The organism is Pseudonocardia sp. McavD-2-B (assembly GCF_024124365.1).
Taxonomy (GTDB): Bacteria; Actinomycetota; Actinomycetes; order Mycobacteriales; family Pseudonocardiaceae; genus Pseudonocardia; species Pseudonocardia alni.
On sequence record NZ_JAMXSG010000003.1, the window covers coordinates 1 to 16,240 of the forward strand.

General features: G+C 70.1%; 17 protein-coding genes. 4 read left to right on the forward strand and 13 right to left on the reverse strand.

All coding sequences use genetic code 11. From position 1 onward, the window contains the following. The first annotated feature begins 380 nt into the window (after positions 1–380). Positions 381–788, forward strand: a complete 408-nt coding sequence (locus NH602_RS01050; RefSeq protein WP_253066741.1) for a GNAT family N-acetyltransferase — start codon at positions 381–383, stop codon at positions 786–788. Between the two features lie 980 nt (positions 789–1,768). Here the strand turns inward: NH602_RS01050 and NH602_RS01055 are convergent. Both NH602_RS01055 and NH602_RS01060 read right to left on the reverse strand, forming a co-directional pair. Continuing rightward, positions 1,769–2,716, reverse strand: coding sequence for a hypothetical protein (locus NH602_RS01055; RefSeq protein ID WP_253066742.1), 948 nt, complete (start codon positions 2,714–2,716; stop codon positions 1,769–1,771). A gap of 1 nt (position 2,717) precedes the next feature. Continuing rightward, the gene (locus tag NH602_RS01060; RefSeq protein WP_253066743.1) at positions 2,718–3,758 is read right to left on the reverse strand and encodes a hypothetical protein; all 1,041 of its coding nucleotides are present in this window, start codon (positions 3,756–3,758) and stop codon (positions 2,718–2,720) included. Positions 3,759–3,971: 213 nt separating this feature from the next. Here NH602_RS01060 and NH602_RS01065 point away from each other — a divergent pair, with 213 nt between their 5' ends. Further along, positions 3,972–4,238 (forward strand): hypothetical protein, encoded by a 267-nt coding sequence (locus NH602_RS01065; protein WP_253066744.1) that lies wholly within the window; start codon positions 3,972–3,974, stop codon positions 4,236–4,238. A 319-nt stretch (positions 4,239–4,557) separates the two neighbouring features. Here the strand turns inward: NH602_RS01065 and NH602_RS32100 are convergent, their stop codons facing one another. The 6 genes from NH602_RS32100 to NH602_RS01085 all read right to left on the reverse strand — a co-directional run bounded on the left by NH602_RS32100 (position 4,558) and on the right by NH602_RS01085 (position 9,192). Further along, entirely contained in the window at positions 4,558–4,860 is a 303-nt protein-coding gene (locus NH602_RS32100; RefSeq protein WP_374210111.1) for an isoprenylcysteine carboxylmethyltransferase family protein, read from the reverse strand. Between the two features lie 304 nt (positions 4,861–5,164). Continuing rightward, positions 5,165–5,287: a methyltransferase gene (locus NH602_RS32105; protein ID WP_179763282.1), complete on the reverse strand. Its 123-nt coding sequence runs from the start codon at positions 5,285–5,287 to the stop codon at positions 5,165–5,167. 24 nt (positions 5,288–5,311) lie between these two features. Beyond that, positions 5,312–5,572: a hypothetical protein gene (locus NH602_RS01070; RefSeq protein WP_179763224.1), complete on the reverse strand. Its 261-nt coding sequence runs from the start codon at positions 5,570–5,572 to the stop codon at positions 5,312–5,314. Then, positions 5,569–7,692, reverse strand: a complete 2,124-nt coding sequence (locus NH602_RS01075; protein ID WP_253066770.1) for a heavy metal translocating P-type ATPase — start codon at positions 7,690–7,692, stop codon at positions 5,569–5,571. Before NH602_RS01075 ends, NH602_RS01070 begins: the two co-directional genes overlap by 4 nt. 64 nt (positions 7,693–7,756) lie before the next feature. Next, complete coding sequence (locus tag NH602_RS01080) at positions 7,757–8,167, reverse strand: metalloregulator ArsR/SmtB family transcription factor (RefSeq protein ID WP_179763226.1); 411 nt, start codon at positions 8,165–8,167, stop codon at positions 7,757–7,759. A gap of 659 nt (positions 8,168–8,826) precedes the next feature. Next, complete coding sequence (locus tag NH602_RS01085; RefSeq protein WP_253066745.1) at positions 8,827–9,192, reverse strand: metalloregulator ArsR/SmtB family transcription factor; 366 nt, start codon at positions 9,190–9,192, stop codon at positions 8,827–8,829. A gap of 199 nt (positions 9,193–9,391) precedes the next feature. On the opposite strand from NH602_RS01085, the gene merA reads away from it, so the two are divergent. Then, a complete protein-coding gene (gene merA / locus NH602_RS01090; protein ID WP_308292795.1) occupies positions 9,392–10,792 on the forward strand; it encodes a mercury(II) reductase in 1,401 nt (466 codons plus the stop codon). 50 nt (positions 10,793–10,842) lie between these two features. Beyond that, the gene (gene merB / locus NH602_RS01095; RefSeq protein WP_179763229.1) at positions 10,843–11,370 is read left to right on the forward strand and encodes an organomercurial lyase; all 528 of its coding nucleotides are present in this window, start codon (positions 10,843–10,845) and stop codon (positions 11,368–11,370) included. Positions 11,371–11,648: 278 nt separating this feature from the next. Here merB and NH602_RS01100 read toward each other — a convergent pair whose 3' ends face one another. The 5 genes from NH602_RS01100 to NH602_RS01115 all read right to left on the reverse strand — a co-directional run bounded on the left by NH602_RS01100 (position 11,649) and on the right by NH602_RS01115 (position 16,236). After that, complete coding sequence (locus tag NH602_RS01100; RefSeq protein ID WP_179763230.1) at positions 11,649–12,323, reverse strand: hypothetical protein; 675 nt, start codon at positions 12,321–12,323, stop codon at positions 11,649–11,651. Between the two features lie 453 nt (positions 12,324–12,776). Then, positions 12,777–13,304, reverse strand: coding sequence for a hypothetical protein (locus tag NH602_RS01105; protein WP_179763231.1), 528 nt, complete (start codon positions 13,302–13,304; stop codon positions 12,777–12,779). Between the two features lie 351 nt (positions 13,305–13,655). Continuing rightward, on the reverse strand, positions 13,656–14,294 hold the full coding sequence (locus tag NH602_RS01110) for a DUF305 domain-containing protein (RefSeq protein WP_253066746.1): 639 nt from the start codon (positions 14,292–14,294) through the stop codon (positions 13,656–13,658). A gap of 69 nt (positions 14,295–14,363) precedes the next feature. Then, positions 14,364–14,798 (reverse strand): DUF6153 family protein, encoded by a 435-nt coding sequence (locus NH602_RS32110; RefSeq protein WP_374210109.1) that lies wholly within the window; start codon positions 14,796–14,798, stop codon positions 14,364–14,366. A 34-nt stretch (positions 14,799–14,832) separates the two neighbouring features. Further along, complete coding sequence (locus tag NH602_RS01115; RefSeq protein ID WP_253066747.1) at positions 14,833–16,236, reverse strand: NADH-quinone oxidoreductase subunit N; 1,404 nt, start codon at positions 16,234–16,236, stop codon at positions 14,833–14,835. Positions 16,237–16,240: the final 4 nt, after the last annotated feature.

Here is a 16,240-nt window from a genome sequence, read left to right on the forward strand (position 1 = left end):
ACTCGACCTCGGCGACCATGCGCACCGCCCGCTCACGCAACTCCGGCGGATACGGCGGCTGGGAACGACGTGTCATGACTCCATCTCCTCAGAAGATCAAGTCTCCCGACACGCCGGGGCGGTTCAGCCCTGCCAGGTCTGGGTGCTGGTCCTGCAGCAGCTCGCGGACCAGGCCCTCGGTGATCTCCGGCTCGGTCTGGGACACACCTCAGACCGTAGCGGGGGGCGCCGACGGCGAACCCGGGTCAGCCGGTGCCGACACAGGAGATGGTCGCCCGGTGATCGTTACGCTCGAGGTCGTGACGACCCGGCGTGTCCGTAGGGCGAGGGCACACGACGTTGAGGCCGTTGTACGGCTTCGTGTCGAGATGTTCCGGGCGATGGGGGTCCCGCAGCATGGCTCCGCCGATTGGCAGGCCGCGGCGACGGAGTGGTTCACGCGGCGGCTGGAGGACCCACGCTTCTGCATCGTGGTCGTCGAGGTGGATGGCGCGGTCGTCGCGACCGCCTTGGGCACACTCCGAGAAGCGCCCCCATCACCGCACTCGACCGAGGGCGATGTGCTGATCAGCAACGTATGCACTGATCCTGGGGCTCGGGGTCGGGGTCACGGCCGCGCAGCCTTCGACGCCGTGCTCGCTTGGAGTCACACCGTTGATGCGGGCCGCGCGGAGTTGCTCGCCACCGATGACGGTCGTCGAATGTACGAGGAATCCGGTTTCAGCGTTTCACGCACACCGGTGATGCGCGCGCCCCTGCATCCGCGGCGCGGACGCCTCATCAGGTAGCCGCTCACCGCGGCCGATTGGGCCGGTGCCGGGTCGTGGTGCGCCTGGATGCGCACACCGAGACCCTGCACCTATGGGACGTCGCGGCCGGCGGCCTGATCGCGACCCAGGCAGGTGCTATGCGCACGCTCGGGGTCACCGCTGGCACTGGGTACGTCCCTACGACTATCGCCGGTGCTCAACGGTATGAGGTAGTCCCGTGGACCGGTGGAGATCAGGCTGTGTGGGGATGAGGGCGTGCTACCTGTTGGGGTTCTTTACTCTGCGGGAGACGGCGTCATCAAACTCTCGTCGCAGGATTGAACGTGAATCTGCGGACCCCCAAACCCGGCGACCGAGGTATCGCCACTCGGCTTTTTCGTCCTGGTTTGAATCATCTGTCTCGGTCATGTACTGCTGAAACCCCACATCGAATGCGCGTTGTCCCTTTTCGGTTCCGTCGTGCGTGAGGCCCGCTCTAGCCAACGGGAAATCCGTATCTGGAAGTAGCACTATTAGTGCGGCAGTTTCAAGTGGGTCAGCTTTTGGGTGTAGGCGACTCCCGATCTGACGCAAGATTTCTAACTCGTGAAGGTTGGTGCGTTCGCGGGTTAGATCTAGGTTCGACTTATACAGAGCGTAGAGTGCGACGATGAGGGCGACTAGGCTTAGTGCAGCTCCGACAACCTGGGACAAGTCGACAACAAAAGACCACATGAGCAGACCTTAGTGTCCCGTTCTCCACGGCTTCCGACCCGACTCCTGAGTGAACTGTCATAATTCGTTATCGGCTAGGCCGGACAGGGCACCATCCGGCCTCAGGGCGGTTGCCTGATCGCGGAGGGGCGTAGACCCACCGGTCGGCGTGCGCCGGCCGTGGCGAGCATCGACGGGATCCAGTTCGGTAAGCCACCTGAGCATCGTCGTCCGCGAGCGGATGACTGGCGCTGGGGCGGTCGATGATGCGCTCGACCGAGCCGCCTCCTCGCGGCCGTGCCCGGTCAGAGCTCTGCTGGAGAGTCGTCGAGCAGCTTGGAGAAGAAGTCGTCCAGCACAGTCCGGCCGCGCTGGGGATCAGCGAGCTCGGCGCCGCCAAAGCGATAGACCTCGTAGCCGGCCAGGCGCAGGCGGCGGTCTTCTGCAGCCATGACGGCATAGCGCCTGGGGCTCGGGCGTCCGTCGTCGGTGGCGTAGTGGTGCTGGCCGTCCACCTCGAGCACGACGCGCCGCCGTCCGGGCAGCAGCAGCAGGAAATCCATCCGCTGACGGACCACCGAGCCGGGGCGCAGCAGCGGATCCGGCCGAAGGTACGGGTCGTAGTGCAGGTACACCTGCGGCAGCAGCGCGGGGACAGACCGATCGGTGTAGCGGTGTGCGTAGGCGCGCAGCAGGAGGCTTTCCGGAGGGCTGCTGCTGGTGGCGGTCGACTGCGCGAGTCGCCGGTAGAGGTGGCGGCCGGCGACGTCGAGGTTGGTCTCGTGCAGGATCTCGGTGGCCCACCACTCCACGAGGGCTCCCCAGGTGAGCCCGTCGTCAGGCAGGGGGCGGTCGTAGACCAGGCACGTCCCGGCGCCCTTGGTGATCTCGATGGTGTTGTTCAACGCGTCCCGCAGGACGATCTCGGGTTTCGGACCGGTTGAGGCGAAGATCAGATTCTTCAGCTCACCCGCGACACCGGTCACGCCGAGCAGATCGACGGTTGCCTGCAACTGCGGGTCGTCCCACTCCGACAGCACCACGCGAGCGACCGGCAGCAGCTCCGGCAGGCCGTGGCCCTGCAGGCGGGCCTGGACGTAGAGCCGTTTGCTGCGGGACGGATCGTCATCCTTGCCCTGAGCCGCCAGCCCGAGCCGCTCGCAGAACGCGGCCACGTTGTAGGACTTCAGGTTCGCCGCGATGGAGTCCGCGATCGCCTCGCGGACGGCATTGGGCTTCGGAGCCCCAGCCACCTCAGACGCCTCCGTGGCGCTCGGTCCATGAGGCGAGGGACGCGTCATCGAGCCCTTCGCCGTCGAGTTGCCGCCGTAGTGCGTCGATCGCCGCGCTGACGCCGTCGTCGGTGAGGCGCTCCAGATCGACGCGGAAGGTCATCTCGTTGACCGGCCGTACTCCCAGGGTGTTGTCCGCCCCGTCGGGCATCGTGCCGTCCTGGTTGCGAAGATCGCTGCGATCGGCGCTGATCAGGCCCATCCGGTGCAGCCGTCGGTAGGCCTCCCGCTGCGCTCGGGGCCGCTCGAAGGCCAGTCCCCACAGGTCGTCGTTCACGCTCAGCCCGTCGTCGTTGCTCTCCTGGCTCAACTGGTTCCGGTAGAGCAGGAACAAGTACGCGACCGTCTCGTCCGGGCCGAGGGCATGAACCCACCCGCAGGTGAAGAACTCTGGAGGCACGTCGATCACCAGCTCGCGCGCCGGCGCCGGGACCTTGTAAGGCTGGATCGGAGCACCACGCAGGACGCTCTCGTCGCGCACCGTGAACTCCTCGTACCGCGGACGGGATTCCTTTAGATCGACCTTGCCGAAGTCGTGGAGCCTGTCCAGCGCGGCGCGTAGTTGGTCGAGCTGGCTGTTCGCCAGGCCGCGAGACGTGCCCGTACGGCGCCCCGGCCGGCGTTCGGTCGGGAGCGCGATCAGGTGCCGCCAGCAGGGGTCGCCGGCCACCACCGGGTACGCCAGCGGGATCGGGGTCGGTGTGCCGATGGTGTTGGTCGGCTTGCGGCACTGCTCGACGAACAGCGCGACGAGCAGCATCTGCACCGCCACCCCCTTCGATGTGGCGAGCTCCCGCAGCGGGCTGATCTCCCGGCCTCCGCGCAGTACAAGACGTGCCCGGAGGCGGACGACCGGTGGGGCCGACTGCGGGCGCTGCGCCCAGAGGCGCTGCCTGACAGCTCGGGCAACGGCGTCGGCGGAGCCCTCGCGGCCCGTCCCGTACTGCAGGCGGGCCAGGAGGTCGAGGCGCTTCGACAACCGATCGTCGACCGTCCGCGCCATGAGACCTACTATCTCAAATCCGACTTTTGAGCGATTGCCTGTACGCGATTGACTGCTCGTTTGACGCTTCGCTCCAGGTGCGATGCGCGTTAAGGGGGCAGTCTATCCCGTGTCGAGCCGGCGTTGCAGGGGGGTCGCGCTCCTCGGCACTCTTCGTCTCGTACCGGGTGTGACCAGGAGGTTCACTCGCCGGTTCGATCCGGAGGAGCGAAGATGATCATCATGTTGCCGACGGCGGCGGAGCTCGCCGCGGGGGTGCTGCACAACGTCGTCCCGATCACGGGTTTGCTGATGACCGTGCTGGTGGTGCTGGTGGTGCTGACCGCGGTGTGGTCGCGGCACCCGGAGCGGCAGTGTCGGAGTGCGCAGCTGCTCGACCGAGTGCTGACCGCCATCAGCTCGGTGGCCACTGCCGCGGTGTCGATGTTCTGCACGATCCTGGTGGTGGTGGCCGCGGGCGTGGCACGACCGGCGGCCTGAACCCGTTGACGACACGAACGGTCCCGGCGGCGCGCCGGGGCCGTTCGTGTCGCTTGTGGGGTTTAGCGGTGCGAGATCCTGCCGCCCATGTCGGACTGGTGAGCTGCCAGCCGGCGGCTCCAGCGCAAGCGGCGGATAGCAGCGTGCCGGTCACGGTCCCTGGCCCCAGCGCCGACACTAGCGCGCCGGCAACGTGAGCAGACGTTCCCGGATCATTCGGTTGGCTTTCGCGGCGGTGAGGGGTCCCAGGGCTGTAAGCGGGGTATCCAGCGCGGGACGTTGTCCCGATAGCGCGCGTGGTCGTCGCCGAACCGGTGGGCTAGCCGCGGGCTAGCCGCGGTTCCTCAACACGGGGGACCATGATGGTGACGAAGAGCGCGAACACGACAAGCCATGCCAGGAGGCTCAGGGACCGCGTTGCGATCGTCTCGCCGACGAGGATAGCCAGGACTCCACTGAACATCGGGTGGCGCACGTGTCGATAGGGCCCGTGCACTACCAGGGTGCGCGGTGGGTCCTGTGGCGACAATGTTCCCTCGCCCTCCCGGGCGAAGAGCCTGATCGTCCAGGCGAGCATCGCGACACCGCCCGCGATCAGCAGGGCGCCGGCAGTCAGGGCCAGGTAGCCGAGTACCGGACTGAGATCGACCCGGAGCGGAACCCATGATCGTTACGATCACCAGTGGAATGATGATCGTGATCGTGACCGTTACCGGACCGAGCAGTATCGCCCGTAGATGCTGTACCAGCATGGTGCTGACCCCCTGGTCACATGTTCAGAGCCCAAGGGCGGGACGCGAGACCCCGCCCCTATGACCGAACGCCGATCCAACGCGGAACCTGGCTGCACAGGCGCCCGTAGGCCGTTCCGAACTGTCGCCGGAGGTGGCTTTCCTCGACCGCTACCCAGGCGCGCATCACTACGGTCAGTTCGATGGCCAGCAGCGCGGCCGCGGTGAGCCTCGGGCGACGGCGAGCCCGGCCGTGGCGGCCACGAAGCCCGTGTACCGGGGGTTGCGGCTGTAGTGGTAGATCCCACTGGTGATCAGCTCACCGGTCTCGCCGCCGTTGAGCTACTGCGGGCTGTCGAACGGCGTCATGCCGGCTCCTGCGAGAGTCGTCCCGCGGCGGCCGGTCGGCACGTCGCGGTGGCGGGCGAGGGACTCGGTGAGCAGGACTCCGAACGTCGCGTAGGCAGCCCACATCATCATCTGGGTTCCCCGCCGCAGGGTTCCGTTGCGGTCGAGCTCGTTCTGCATCCGGTGAAGAAGCGGGATCACGGCAACCGTGAGGACGGTGTTGGCCAGCCGTGCCGCCCGGTCGGCCGTGGTCATGGGTGAGACCTCTGGTGTGCCTGTATCTCTTGTTCAGCAGCGGACGGTTCGGGGCTGCAGCATGCGCATCCGTCCGCACAACCGCTCTGGTGCGGCGGCTGTGCCGGAGCGGATCCCGGATCGGCGTCGAGCGGCGACGGTCCGGTGGCCACCGTGTGGGGTGTGGCCGGTCGGGGTGCCGGCGCGCAGCAGGGGTCGTCCGGTTCCGGCGCGGGCTCGACCGCGATGTGGTGTCGCCCCGAGGTGGCCGGAGCGGCGGTCAGACCGGGCAGGGGCCGTGTCCGCGCGGCGCGGACGGCGTTGAGGATAACCAGCACTTCGGCGGCCTCGTGGATCACGACGACGGTGGCCAGGCCCAGGACGCCGAACGCGGCGAGCGGGATCAGCGTGCCGATGATCAGCAGTGAGAAGCCGACGTTCTGCAGCATGATCGTGCGCGCGTGGCGGGCGTGGGCGAGGTTCTGCGGGAGGTGGCGCAGGTCCTCACCCATCAGCGCGACGTCGGCGGTCTCGATGGCGACGTCAGTGCCCATGGCGCCCATCGCGATGCCGACATCGGCGGTGGCCAGCGCCGGGGCGTCGTTGACGCCGTCACCGACCATCGCGATCCGGCGACCCCGGGCGATCTCGGGCAGCAGACGAGCCTTGTCCTCCGGGCGCAGTTCCGCGTGCACGACGCCGATCCCAGCCTGCTGGCCGAGCATGGCCGCGGTGCGCCGGTTGTCGCCGGTGAGCATGGCGACGTCAATCCCGAGCGCGCGCATGCGGCGAACGGCTTCGACGGCTTCGGGGCGCAGCTCGTCCCGGACGGCGACGGCGCCGAGCAGCGTGCCGCCGCGCTCGAGGAGTACGACCGTCGCCCCCTGGTCCTGCAACCGCGCGACGTCCTCGGCCAACAGGCCGGCGTCGACCCAGCCGGGCCTGCCCAGCCGCAGCTCGACCCCGTCGCGGACGCCGATCAGGCCGTGCCCGGGCACGGCGGTGACGTCGTCGGCGGGCCGTACCGCGACCGACCACGGTGCCGCCTCGGCGGCGGTGAGGACCGCCCGGGCCAGCGGGTGCTCGCTCCGGGATTCCAGCGCGGCGGCGGTGGCCAGCACGTCGGTGCGGTCCTCGCCGGGCGCGGCGAGAACCTCGACCACCTCGGGACTGTTGCGGGTCAGGGTGCCGGTCTTGTCGAGGGCGACGGCGCGGATCCGGCCGAGCTCCTCCAGCGCCGCACCACCCTTGACCAGCGCGCCGTGCCGGCTCGACGCGCCGATCGCGGCGACCACGGTCAGCGGTACCGAGATCGCCAGCGCGCACGGTGACGCAGCCACGAGCACGACCAGGGCTCGTTCGAGCCAGAGCACCGGGTCGCCGAACAGCGCGCCCAGCCCGGCGATCAGAACGGCCAGGACCATGATCGCAGGAACCAGCGGGCGAGCGATCCGGTCGGCGAGGCGCTGACCGGAGCCCTTGCGCTCCTGGGCCTGCTCGACGATGTGCACGATCCGCGCCAGCGAGCTGTCCGAGGCCGGGGCGCTGACCACGACCTCGATCGCGCCACCGCCGTTGATCGTCCCGGCGTAGAGGTCGTCACCCGGTCCCGCCTCGATCGGGACCGACTCACCGGTGATCGCGGAGGTGTCCAGGCTGGTCCGCCCGGTCCGGATGGTGCCGTCGGTCGCGGCCCGCTCGCCGGGGCGCACGATCAGGACGTCGCCGACGACGAGGTCGTCAGGGGAGACGGTGACCTCGTCGCCGTCACGCAGCACCGAGGCGGTCGGGGGGACCAGCCCGAGCAGGGCACGCAGGCCGCGGCGGGTCCGGGTCACAGCATGGTGCTCGAGCCCTTCGGCGATGGAGAACAGGATCCCGAGCAGGGCGGCCTCGGCGATCTGTCCGAGTGCGACGGCGCCGATCACGGCGATCGTCATCAGGGTGCCGACACCGATCCGGCCGTGGCGCAGATTGCGTAGCGCGTCGGGCACGAACGTCGACGCCGCGACCACGGCCGCGACCAACTCGACCCCGCCGATCAGCAGCGCCGGCCCACCGGCGACGAGATCGATCACCCAGGCGGCGGCGAGTAGCACCGCAGCGACCGCGGCGAGCTGCAGCTCACGGACCTGCCAGATACGGCCGGGCCCCTCGTCGCCCCCGGCAGCGCTGTCGTTCGCGGGTGCGGGTGCAGTGCCGGACTCAGACACGATCCGCTCCTTCCAGCACCGCGTCGCCGTCGCCATCGGTGTCGACGGCTGTGCCGTTGTCGACCTCGACCAGCACCGACAGGACGGCGCGTCCCCGGTCGGAGAGCTGGTACATCACCATCCGGCCGTCCCGGCGCGAGGTCACAACCCCGACCGTGCGCAGCTGGCGCAGGTGATGTGACACCAGGGCCTGCGACGCACCGACGACCCAGGCGGTGTCGCACACGCACAGCTCGGCACCCTGGAGAAGGGCGGCCGCGATCCGCAGCCGGGTGGAATCCCCGAGCCCGCGGGCCATACCGGCCGCCGGTTCGACACGAGTGCTGTCCGGCAGTGCGGCACGGATCCGTTCGGCGTGCGGAAGATCGAGACAGAGCAGGTCACATGCGTCATCCATGGCCATACAAACATTCTAACGGCCATCGATATGTTTGGGTAGTGCTGCCCGAAGGTCCGGCGCACTCGATATCCTCGACCCGCAACGACTGGACCGGCGATAAATTGAGGGCCAGGCCGTCCTCGCGGTCGGTGAGGACGCGTTCCCGGGAGCGGCACGCGGTGCGGCGCGCGCGTTTCGTCTCCGCAGGGGCTGGAGGACAACCTGGCCCGGCCGTGGCAACTCATTGACCTGGCCGACCCCGGCAACGGCTGACCGCGGGGTCGCGGGGTCACCGCATCCGACACCGCAAGGCCCGTCGACTTCCCGAGAGTCAGACATCCCATGGTCGCGGCCGTCACGACTGCGGCGGTCGATCCGGCAGGGCCCGGTCTAGCGCAACCAGCAGTAGCACGACGCCAGCGCCGATCAGCCAGGGATTGGCGAGCTCGGAGCCGGCCGCTCCTAGCGCCCCGGCGGCGAGCAACGCCGGCCCCGCGCAGCAACATCACCAGCCGCACGAGCAGGGCGGCGACACCCAAACGCCGCGGGCCCCGCCAGCGCGCTCGACCTCGGTGTGTTCGGTGTCGGCGCGTTCGGTGTCGGAGCCGCTGGTGGGGCCGCGGTCGGGTCGGTCGGCAGGTATGAAGGATCCTGGTCCCCAGCGAGGTCAGGGCGGGATCGAGTCAGGGGCGGGGGTCGATGCGCGCGCACGCCGAGAGCGCGGAGCAGTTGTCCGCGGCCAGCGAGCGGGCCAGCACCACCAGGTCGGCCACTCGCGGGTCGGCCACCCGGTAGTGGGAGAACCGGCCCTCGCGGCGCACCGCGACGTAGCCACAGTCGGCCAGACACGCCAGGTGCGTCGACACCCGCCCCTGGGCCAGCCCGACGTGCGCGACGCACTCGCTGACGGTGTGCTCGCCGGCGAGCAGGAACTCCAACAGCCGCAGCCGGGTCGGGTCACCCAACGCGCGGAAGAACTTCGCCACCACCCCCGCCTGCTCGCCGGCCTGCCCGAGCAGCGGGGGCGCCGACACCTCGGCGCCCGCCACCGGTGCTGGGACCTCGCCGCCTGTCTGCGCGGCCGGCTCGGTCGGCGGGCCTGGTGCCGTCCTCGAGCTGGTGACCATCCGCTGCGCTCCCTCCATCGTGTCATGCATCCGCCTTGACGGATGCCACTACGCTAGCATGTATTCGTCTAGCCGGATTGGACGGTTCAGACGAGTTCAACGGAGGTCAGGAGGCCCCGACGTGGACGACGACGTGGAGGACACCGCAGCGCTGGACCTGGTGGTGATCGGCTCGGGTGGGGCGGCGATGGCCGCCGCGATTGCCGCCCGCGGCGCCGGCAAGACCGTGGTGCTGGTCGAGCACGCAACCCTGGGCGGGACCTGCGTCAACGTGGGGTGTGTGCCGTCGAAGACGTTGCTGGCCGCGGCCGGGGCGCGGCACGGCGCGCTGGGCAACCCGTTTCCCGGTGCCCCGACCTCGTCCGGGCCGGTGGACCTGGGGGCGTTGGTGGAGCAGAAGGACGAGCTGACCGGACGGCTGCGCCAGGCCAAGTACGCCGACGTAGCCGCCGCCCACGGCTTCGAGGTCCGCCCCGGGCACGCCCGCTTCGCCGACCCCGACACCCTGCTCGTGGACGATGAACCGCTGGCTGCGCACGCCTACCTGATCGCCACCGGGTCCGAGCCCTCCCGCCCGCCGCTGCCCGGCCTAGACGAGGTGGACTGGTTGAGCTCGACCACGGCGATGGAGCAGACCGAGCTGCCCGAGTCGCTGGTGGTCATCGGCGGAGGCTATGTGGGGATGGAGCAGGCCCAGCTGTTCGCCCACCTCGGCGCCCAGGTCACCCTCGTGGGACGCCTCGCGCCGACGGCTGAGCCCGAACTCGCTGACACGCTGCGCCGGGTGTTCGCCGACGACTCGATCACCGTCATCGAGGACCGGGCGGTGCAGGTCGACGTCGGTACCGGCGAGGCGACGGTGGTGACCGGAGGCAGGCAGCGCGCCAGCGGGGCCCGGCTGCTGGTCGCGACCGGGCGCACCCCGCGCACCAACGGGCTGGGCCTGGACGCGGCGGGGGTGCAGACCGACGAGCGGGGTTTCGTCGCCGTCGACGAGGCCCAGCGCAGCTCCAACCCGCGGGTGTTCGCCGCCGGGGACGTGTCCGGGGCGCCGCAGTACGTCTACGTTGCCGCCGCCACCGGACGCGTGGCGGCGCTCAACGCCACTGACGCCGCCGGGCCCCGCCCGGCCATCGTCGACTACACCGGGCTGCCCGCGGTCGTGTTCACTCGTCCCCAGCTGGCCTCCGCCGGGCTCAGCGAGACCCAGGCGCTGGCCGCCGGGTACCGCTGCGACTGCCGGGTGCTGGACCTGGCCGATGTGCCCCGGGCGCTGGCCAACCGCGACACCCGCGGGGTGATCAAGGTGGTGGCCGACGCCGAGAGCGGGCGGATGCTTGGGGTGCACGCGGCCGCCGAGGCGGCCGGGGAGATCATGCTCGCCGCCACCTACGCGATCACCGCCGGCATGACCGTCGACGACGTCGCCGACACCTGGGCGCCGTACCTGACCATGGCCGAGGGCCTGCGCATCGCCGCCGGACAGTTCCGCAACCAGATGCCCACCTCCTGCTGCGCCTGACCCCCAGCCCACCCCTCCCCGATCCCCTCGTCGGAAGGGACGTTTCTGTCATGAGCATCGACGCCGAGCATCTCGCCACCCGGCTCAGCGAGACCATCTGCTCCACTCCCGGCGCCGCCGGGGACGCGATGGGCTGGCTGTGGCCGGCGCTGCTGCGTGAGCTGGCCCGCGGGCATCCGGTCACCGTCGACGACCTCGCCCACACCACCGGGCGCGGCGCCGGGGAGGTCCGCGACGGACTGGCCGGGCTCTCGGACACCGAGTACGACGAGCACGGCGCGGTGGTCGGGCACGGCATCACCCTGCGCGAGACCCCGCACCAGTTCACCGTCGCTGGCCAGGCGCTCTACACCTGGTGCGCCCTGGACACCCTGATCTTCCCCACCGTGCTGGGCCGCCCCGCGCAGGTCGTCTCCCCCACTCCGGGCAGCGGCGAGCTCGTGGCGCTCAGCGTCGATCCCGACAGCGGGGTCACCGCACTGCAGCTGATCGAGACACAGTCCTATCTCCAAGGAGATACGGCAGGACCCCAAAGTGTCATACCCCCTCAGGGTATTGAACAGGCGTGGTGTCGCTGATGCTGTGCCCGCGGCGCGGGTCGAAGCCCGATCCTCCGCCGGACAAGGGGTGCGGTGGTCCGATCACGGGTATTGCCGAGACCCGTTGGCTCCAGACTTGTCGGCTCCGCGCAGAACCTGGTAGTACGTGTCGCCGCGGAATCGGACGGGCCGCACGATGCGGCCGTCTGCGCGCCTGCGAACCTGGAGTCGCGATCGTTGCTGCTGGGTGCGTGCCGTAGCCCGTCGCCATCGGCCGAGCGCGTCTCCGCACAGGGCCGGGAGTCGCTGTGTTCCGGTCACGATGTACCTCGCGGATCGTGTGCGTTGGTAGAGCCGATACGCCGCCGCAGCAGCCGCGCCGCGCGATGCTCAGACCCAGCTCGTCCAGTTGTGCTGCTCGACACCGACGGCGCAACGGGCTCGCGTGGCGTGACCTCGTCCCTGACCGGTGCGGACTGGTCAGCCGAGCGGAGATGGGCCGGCTCGGTTCCAGTACTGGCAGTCGAGCCTGGCGTGGCAGGGACGCCTCTCTCGGCTGGCAGCCGGCCGTCGAGTTCCGCGCGCGGCACTCGAGCGTCGAACGCGACGAGCTCGAGGCCGTGCTCGACGACGGCGGACTGCTCCAGCCAGCGGCCCGTGCGAACCACGGAGAAGGTGATGCCGTTGTCCGCGGTGAGCGCCGCGCCGCGGAGGACGGCGGTGGCGTGGTCGAGGACATGTCGGGACCCGAGGGAGCCGGTTGGCATGCCGGTGTCGTGGAGGCTGAGGAGGAACCGGTCGAGAAGCATGTCGGGACTGAAGCCGGGAGCACCGGTCCAGGTCACCAGCAGTGACGTCGTCTGGGGCGTCGATGTGCGACCTGCCCGGCTGAGAACCTGCCGGCGACCTTGTCCGTTCAGCAGTGAATCGCTCCGCAGGACCGAGAGCACGGTGTCTCGTATCCAGCGGAAGCGGTCAGAGTCGTCGTGCATGAATGCTGCTCCATGTTGTCGATACCCGCGAGCGGCCGCCGGATCCGAGGAGGATGGGGCAGCAGCGGGCGAAGGTTGAGAGGCAGGCGGTGATCCGCGACGGCCTCGTGGCTGCCGATACCGGCGACCGTTGCGACGTGGCCCGTGATCTCAGGTGGGGTCGTGGCTGTCCGGCCTAGCCATTTGCGAGTCGGTCGGACGACAGCGACGTGTGCGATGGGCTGGGGCGAGGCAGTCAGCGATGGCGTCGAGGTGTGCCTCAGCCTCGGCTGCGGGGTGCGGGTCGCGACCCGTTCGACTCTGGCGAAGGATGATGCCGGCCGGTAGCCGCGGTTCTGAGCGGCGTTACCCGGTTCCCGCGTGGTCGCTGCTCAGAGGGTGTCGAAGGCGCAGTCGGTGCAGAGCCCGTCCGGCCACTGAGCCCCGGGCGGCGACCGAGCGTCGCGAGAGCACTCAGCAGCCGGGAGCCCCAGCGCCCGGGGGCCCCCGACGAGCTGACTGCAACCTCCAACCGCACCAACGCAGCATCGATCCGTGTCGGCGCACCCGGGGCAGGCGCACGCCGGGGCGTCGCACCGATCGGCTGCGCTGGGCCAGGCGGGGAAATCGCGCTCGCAAGTAGCCGACCACCAGGTCCGCGGCAGCGCCGCAGATCAGGACCATCGCGACGATCAGCACAGTGGCGGCGAGCTGGGTTCCGGTCACCCCATCCGGAACGAGGCCGTGCCAGACACCAGCCGGTGCCGGCCACTCAAGCCCAGATCCTTCAGCCGAGCGCCCCAGCCACTTGCCCGCGAGATGCAGGGCGGGCTGGGCGACGATGGTCGCGTTGAGAAGGCTCAACAGACCGCGGAATCGCGGCGCGATCCACCGGCGCAGCCCGGTGACGGCCCCGACCAGTACCACGAGGGCAAGGGTGTGGATCGGGTGTTCGCCGGCGAGCACATCAACCACCAGTGCCGCCCCGACCGTGGCGATCACACCACAGGTCATGGCGCCTCGCGACTGCGGTACGCCGCCGACGCACGCGGTCCTCGTTCGGGACTGCGCGACCGCTGCCATGCCCACCACTCTCCCTCTGGGCCCTGTGACAACGCTGAGAGACCGTGCCGGGAAGTCGACGCGAACAACCTGAGGTGGTGTTCCGGCCGTGCCGTTCCCGGCTACGGCGCGGGACGAGGGCCCGCGCCGCTGAGCGGCCCCAGTGGGCACCACAGAACGTACGGCGACGCACCGAGCCACACCGGCCCCATCACGCCGTCGCACGTGCGCATGGGTCGGGCGGTGGGCGGCCGTCGCCGATGACGGACGCACCGCCGCCGAGTCGCGCTGTTAGCCGAGCATCTCCTGCATCCGAGTGATCTCGGTCTGCTGGGCATCGATGATCGTCTGGGCGAGCGCCTTCGCCTCCGGGTTGCGCCCGTCGCGCAGCTCCGTCTGCGCCATCTGCACGGCACCCTCGTGGTGAGCGATCATCATCTGCAGCCACATCCGGTCGAACTCGACACCGGATGCCTGCTCGAGCTGCTGCATCTGCTGATCACTCATCATGCCCGACATCCCGGACATGCCGTTCTGCTCCATCCCGGGCATGTTGTGTTCCTGGCTCATGTTCGGCATGCCGCCGGACTCGGGCGCGCCCCATGCGGCGAGGAAGCCCTGCAGCTGCTGGATCTCGGGACCCTGCGCCTGCTGGATCGCGGTGGCGAGCTGCTTGACCTGGTCGCTCTCGGCACGGTCGGCCGCCAGATTGGCCATGTCGACCGCCTGCCGGTGGTGCGGGATCATGCCCTGGGCGAAAGCGATGTCGGCCTCGTTGTGATCGGCGGAAACCTGCTGGCCCGCCGCGGACGAGGTCGGCGCGGGCGGTGCCTGGCCGGCCGAGCCGGTGGCCTCCCCACCGCCGCACGCGGACAGGGCGAGGGCCGCGGTGACCGCCGTCGTGGCGAGCGCCATCTTCTTGATCTTCATGGTGGACTCCCTTGCATGTGACCGGTCGTGAGCTGGTGGAATCCAGCGCTCTTCCGCGCTGGGGGCCGATCAGCTCCGCATCACGCACAGCTGGGCAAGACGACGAGACATAGGTGGCGGTCTGGCAACAGACCACCGTCGAAGTGAGCTCCGGACGGGTGCGACCAGCGAACCGAGCATGGGGCCACCGAGGCGGAGCCCGGCAGCGAGAAGGAGCACACCGAGGGAGGTCAGGATGGCCAGGCACAAGTGCAAGGCGTGCTCCGGATCCGACCGGGCGCCATGGTCGCCGGGCACGTCAGCCGGGTCGTGGCCGGGTAACGTCAGGTCGGAGATCGCAGGGATCCCGGCAGCACCATCCGACGGGACGGCGGCCGTGGTCGCGGCGTGCCCGGTCTCGCCCGGCGGGGCGGCCACGAACGCGTGCATGCCCAGCAGCGCGAGCAACACGGGCACGATGAGCAGCAACCGCAGCTCAACCCGTTGATTACTCACCCCGGCCACGGTACCGACGGTGAAGCATGTCGACTTCGGGGGCTCACACAACGGTGTTCAACACCACCCCACCGCCGAGGCCGAGCAGCAGCGACAGCGCGGCGGCACCGAGCGCGGTCCCACGCGCCCAGCCACGAGCCCGGGTCACCGGCCGCTCGTGGTCGGGGCCCGGTTCGCCGAAGGCGGGCGCGATCCAGCGCAGGTAGTAGAACAGCGACGCGACGGTGTTGACCACGGCGAGCGCGACCAACCAGACCAGCCCCCCGTCCACGGTCGCGGTGAACACGACGAGCTTGCCGAGGAACACCGCGGTCGGCGGAGTCCCGACCAACCCCAGCAGCGCGACCACCAGCGCGATCGCGAGTGGCGGGTCCCGGCGGAACAGTCCCCGGTGGCCGGCGAGGGTGCGCTGCCCGGTGGCGGCGACGACGGCGAACGCGGCGATGTTGGTGATGGCGTAAGCGGCCAGGTAGAACAGCAGCGCCGGCTGCGCCAGCGGGGCGCGTCCGGCGACGGCGAGGGCCATGAGCATGTAGCCGACCTGCGAGATGGTCGAGTAGCCGAGCAGCCGCAGCACCGAGGTCTGGGCGAACGCGGCGAGGTTGCCGAGTGTCATGCTCACCGCAGCCAGGATCGCGATGATCAGAGGCCAGTCGACGACGTCGGCCGGGACCGCGGTGTCGAGCAGCCGGTAGGTGGCGACCAGGGCGCCGATCTTCGGCAGCGTGGTGATCACAGCGGCGACCGCCGGCGGTGTGCCGTCGGCGACGTCAGGCACCCAGAAGTGGGCGGGAACCGCTCCAGCCTTGAACGCCAGCCCGACCAGCACGGCGATCAGTCCGACCGCAGCGGCGCCGCCCGGTCCGGAGGCGATCCCGTCGGCAACCGCGTCGTAGCCGGTTGCTCCCGCTGTGCCGAACAGCAGGGTCACCCCGGCCACGGTGGTGACCCCGGCGAGCGCGCCGGCGAGGTAGTACTTGAGCGCCGCTTCGGGTGCGGTGCCCTGCTTGGCCCAGCCGGCCAGGGCGTAGAGCGGGACGCTGGCGAGCAGGAACGCAGCGAACAGCAAAATCAGATCGGCGGCGCCGCCGAGCAGGATCGAACCCAGCGCCCCGAGCTGCACGAGGACGACGAACTCGGTCTCGCGGCGGTGCCCGGCCACGGTGTCGCCGCACAGGGCGAGCAGCAGCAGCGTCGCGACGAGCACGATCGCCCGGGTGGCGTGGGTCGCGGTGTCGAGGACGTAGGTCCCGAACACCACGTCGACCGGTCGGGTCGCGGCGACGGCGGTCGCGGCCAGGCCGACGGTGCAGGCCAGTGCGGCCAGTACCCGGATCGTCCACTGGCGTCGGCGTGGGGTCCAGGCACCGAGCAGCAGCCCGGCGACCGCGCCGAGCAGCAACGCGATCTCCGGGATCAGAGCGGACGGGTCACTGTGGACTGTCACGGCC

Bases quoted from the DNA above. Each gene is read 5' to 3' on its own strand.
- NH602_RS01100 (WP_179763230.1), bottom strand. From the start codon at position 12,323: ATGCACGACGACTCTGACCGCTTCCGCTGGATACGAGACACCGTGCTC.
- NH602_RS01050 (WP_253066741.1), top strand. From the start codon at position 381: ATGGGGGTCCCGCAGCATGGCTCCGCCGATTGGCAGGCCGCGGCGACG.
- NH602_RS01060 (WP_253066743.1), bottom strand. From the start codon at position 3,758: ATGGCGCGGACGGTCGACGATCGGTTGTCGAAGCGCCTCGACCTCCTG.
- NH602_RS01065 (WP_253066744.1), top strand. From the start codon at position 3,972: ATGATCATCATGTTGCCGACGGCGGCGGAGCTCGCCGCGGGGGTGCTG.
- merB (WP_179763229.1), top strand. From the start codon at position 10,843: ATGAGCATCGACGCCGAGCATCTCGCCACCCGGCTCAGCGAGACCATC.
- NH602_RS01070 (WP_179763224.1), bottom strand. From the start codon at position 5,572: ATGACCACGGCCGACCGGGCGGCACGGCTGGCCAACACCGTCCTCACG.
- NH602_RS01080 (WP_179763226.1), bottom strand. From the start codon at position 8,167: ATGGCCATGGATGACGCATGTGACCTGCTCTGTCTCGATCTTCCGCAC.
- NH602_RS01110 (WP_253066746.1), bottom strand. From the start codon at position 14,294: ATGAAGATCAAGAAGATGGCGCTCGCCACGACGGCGGTCACCGCGGCC.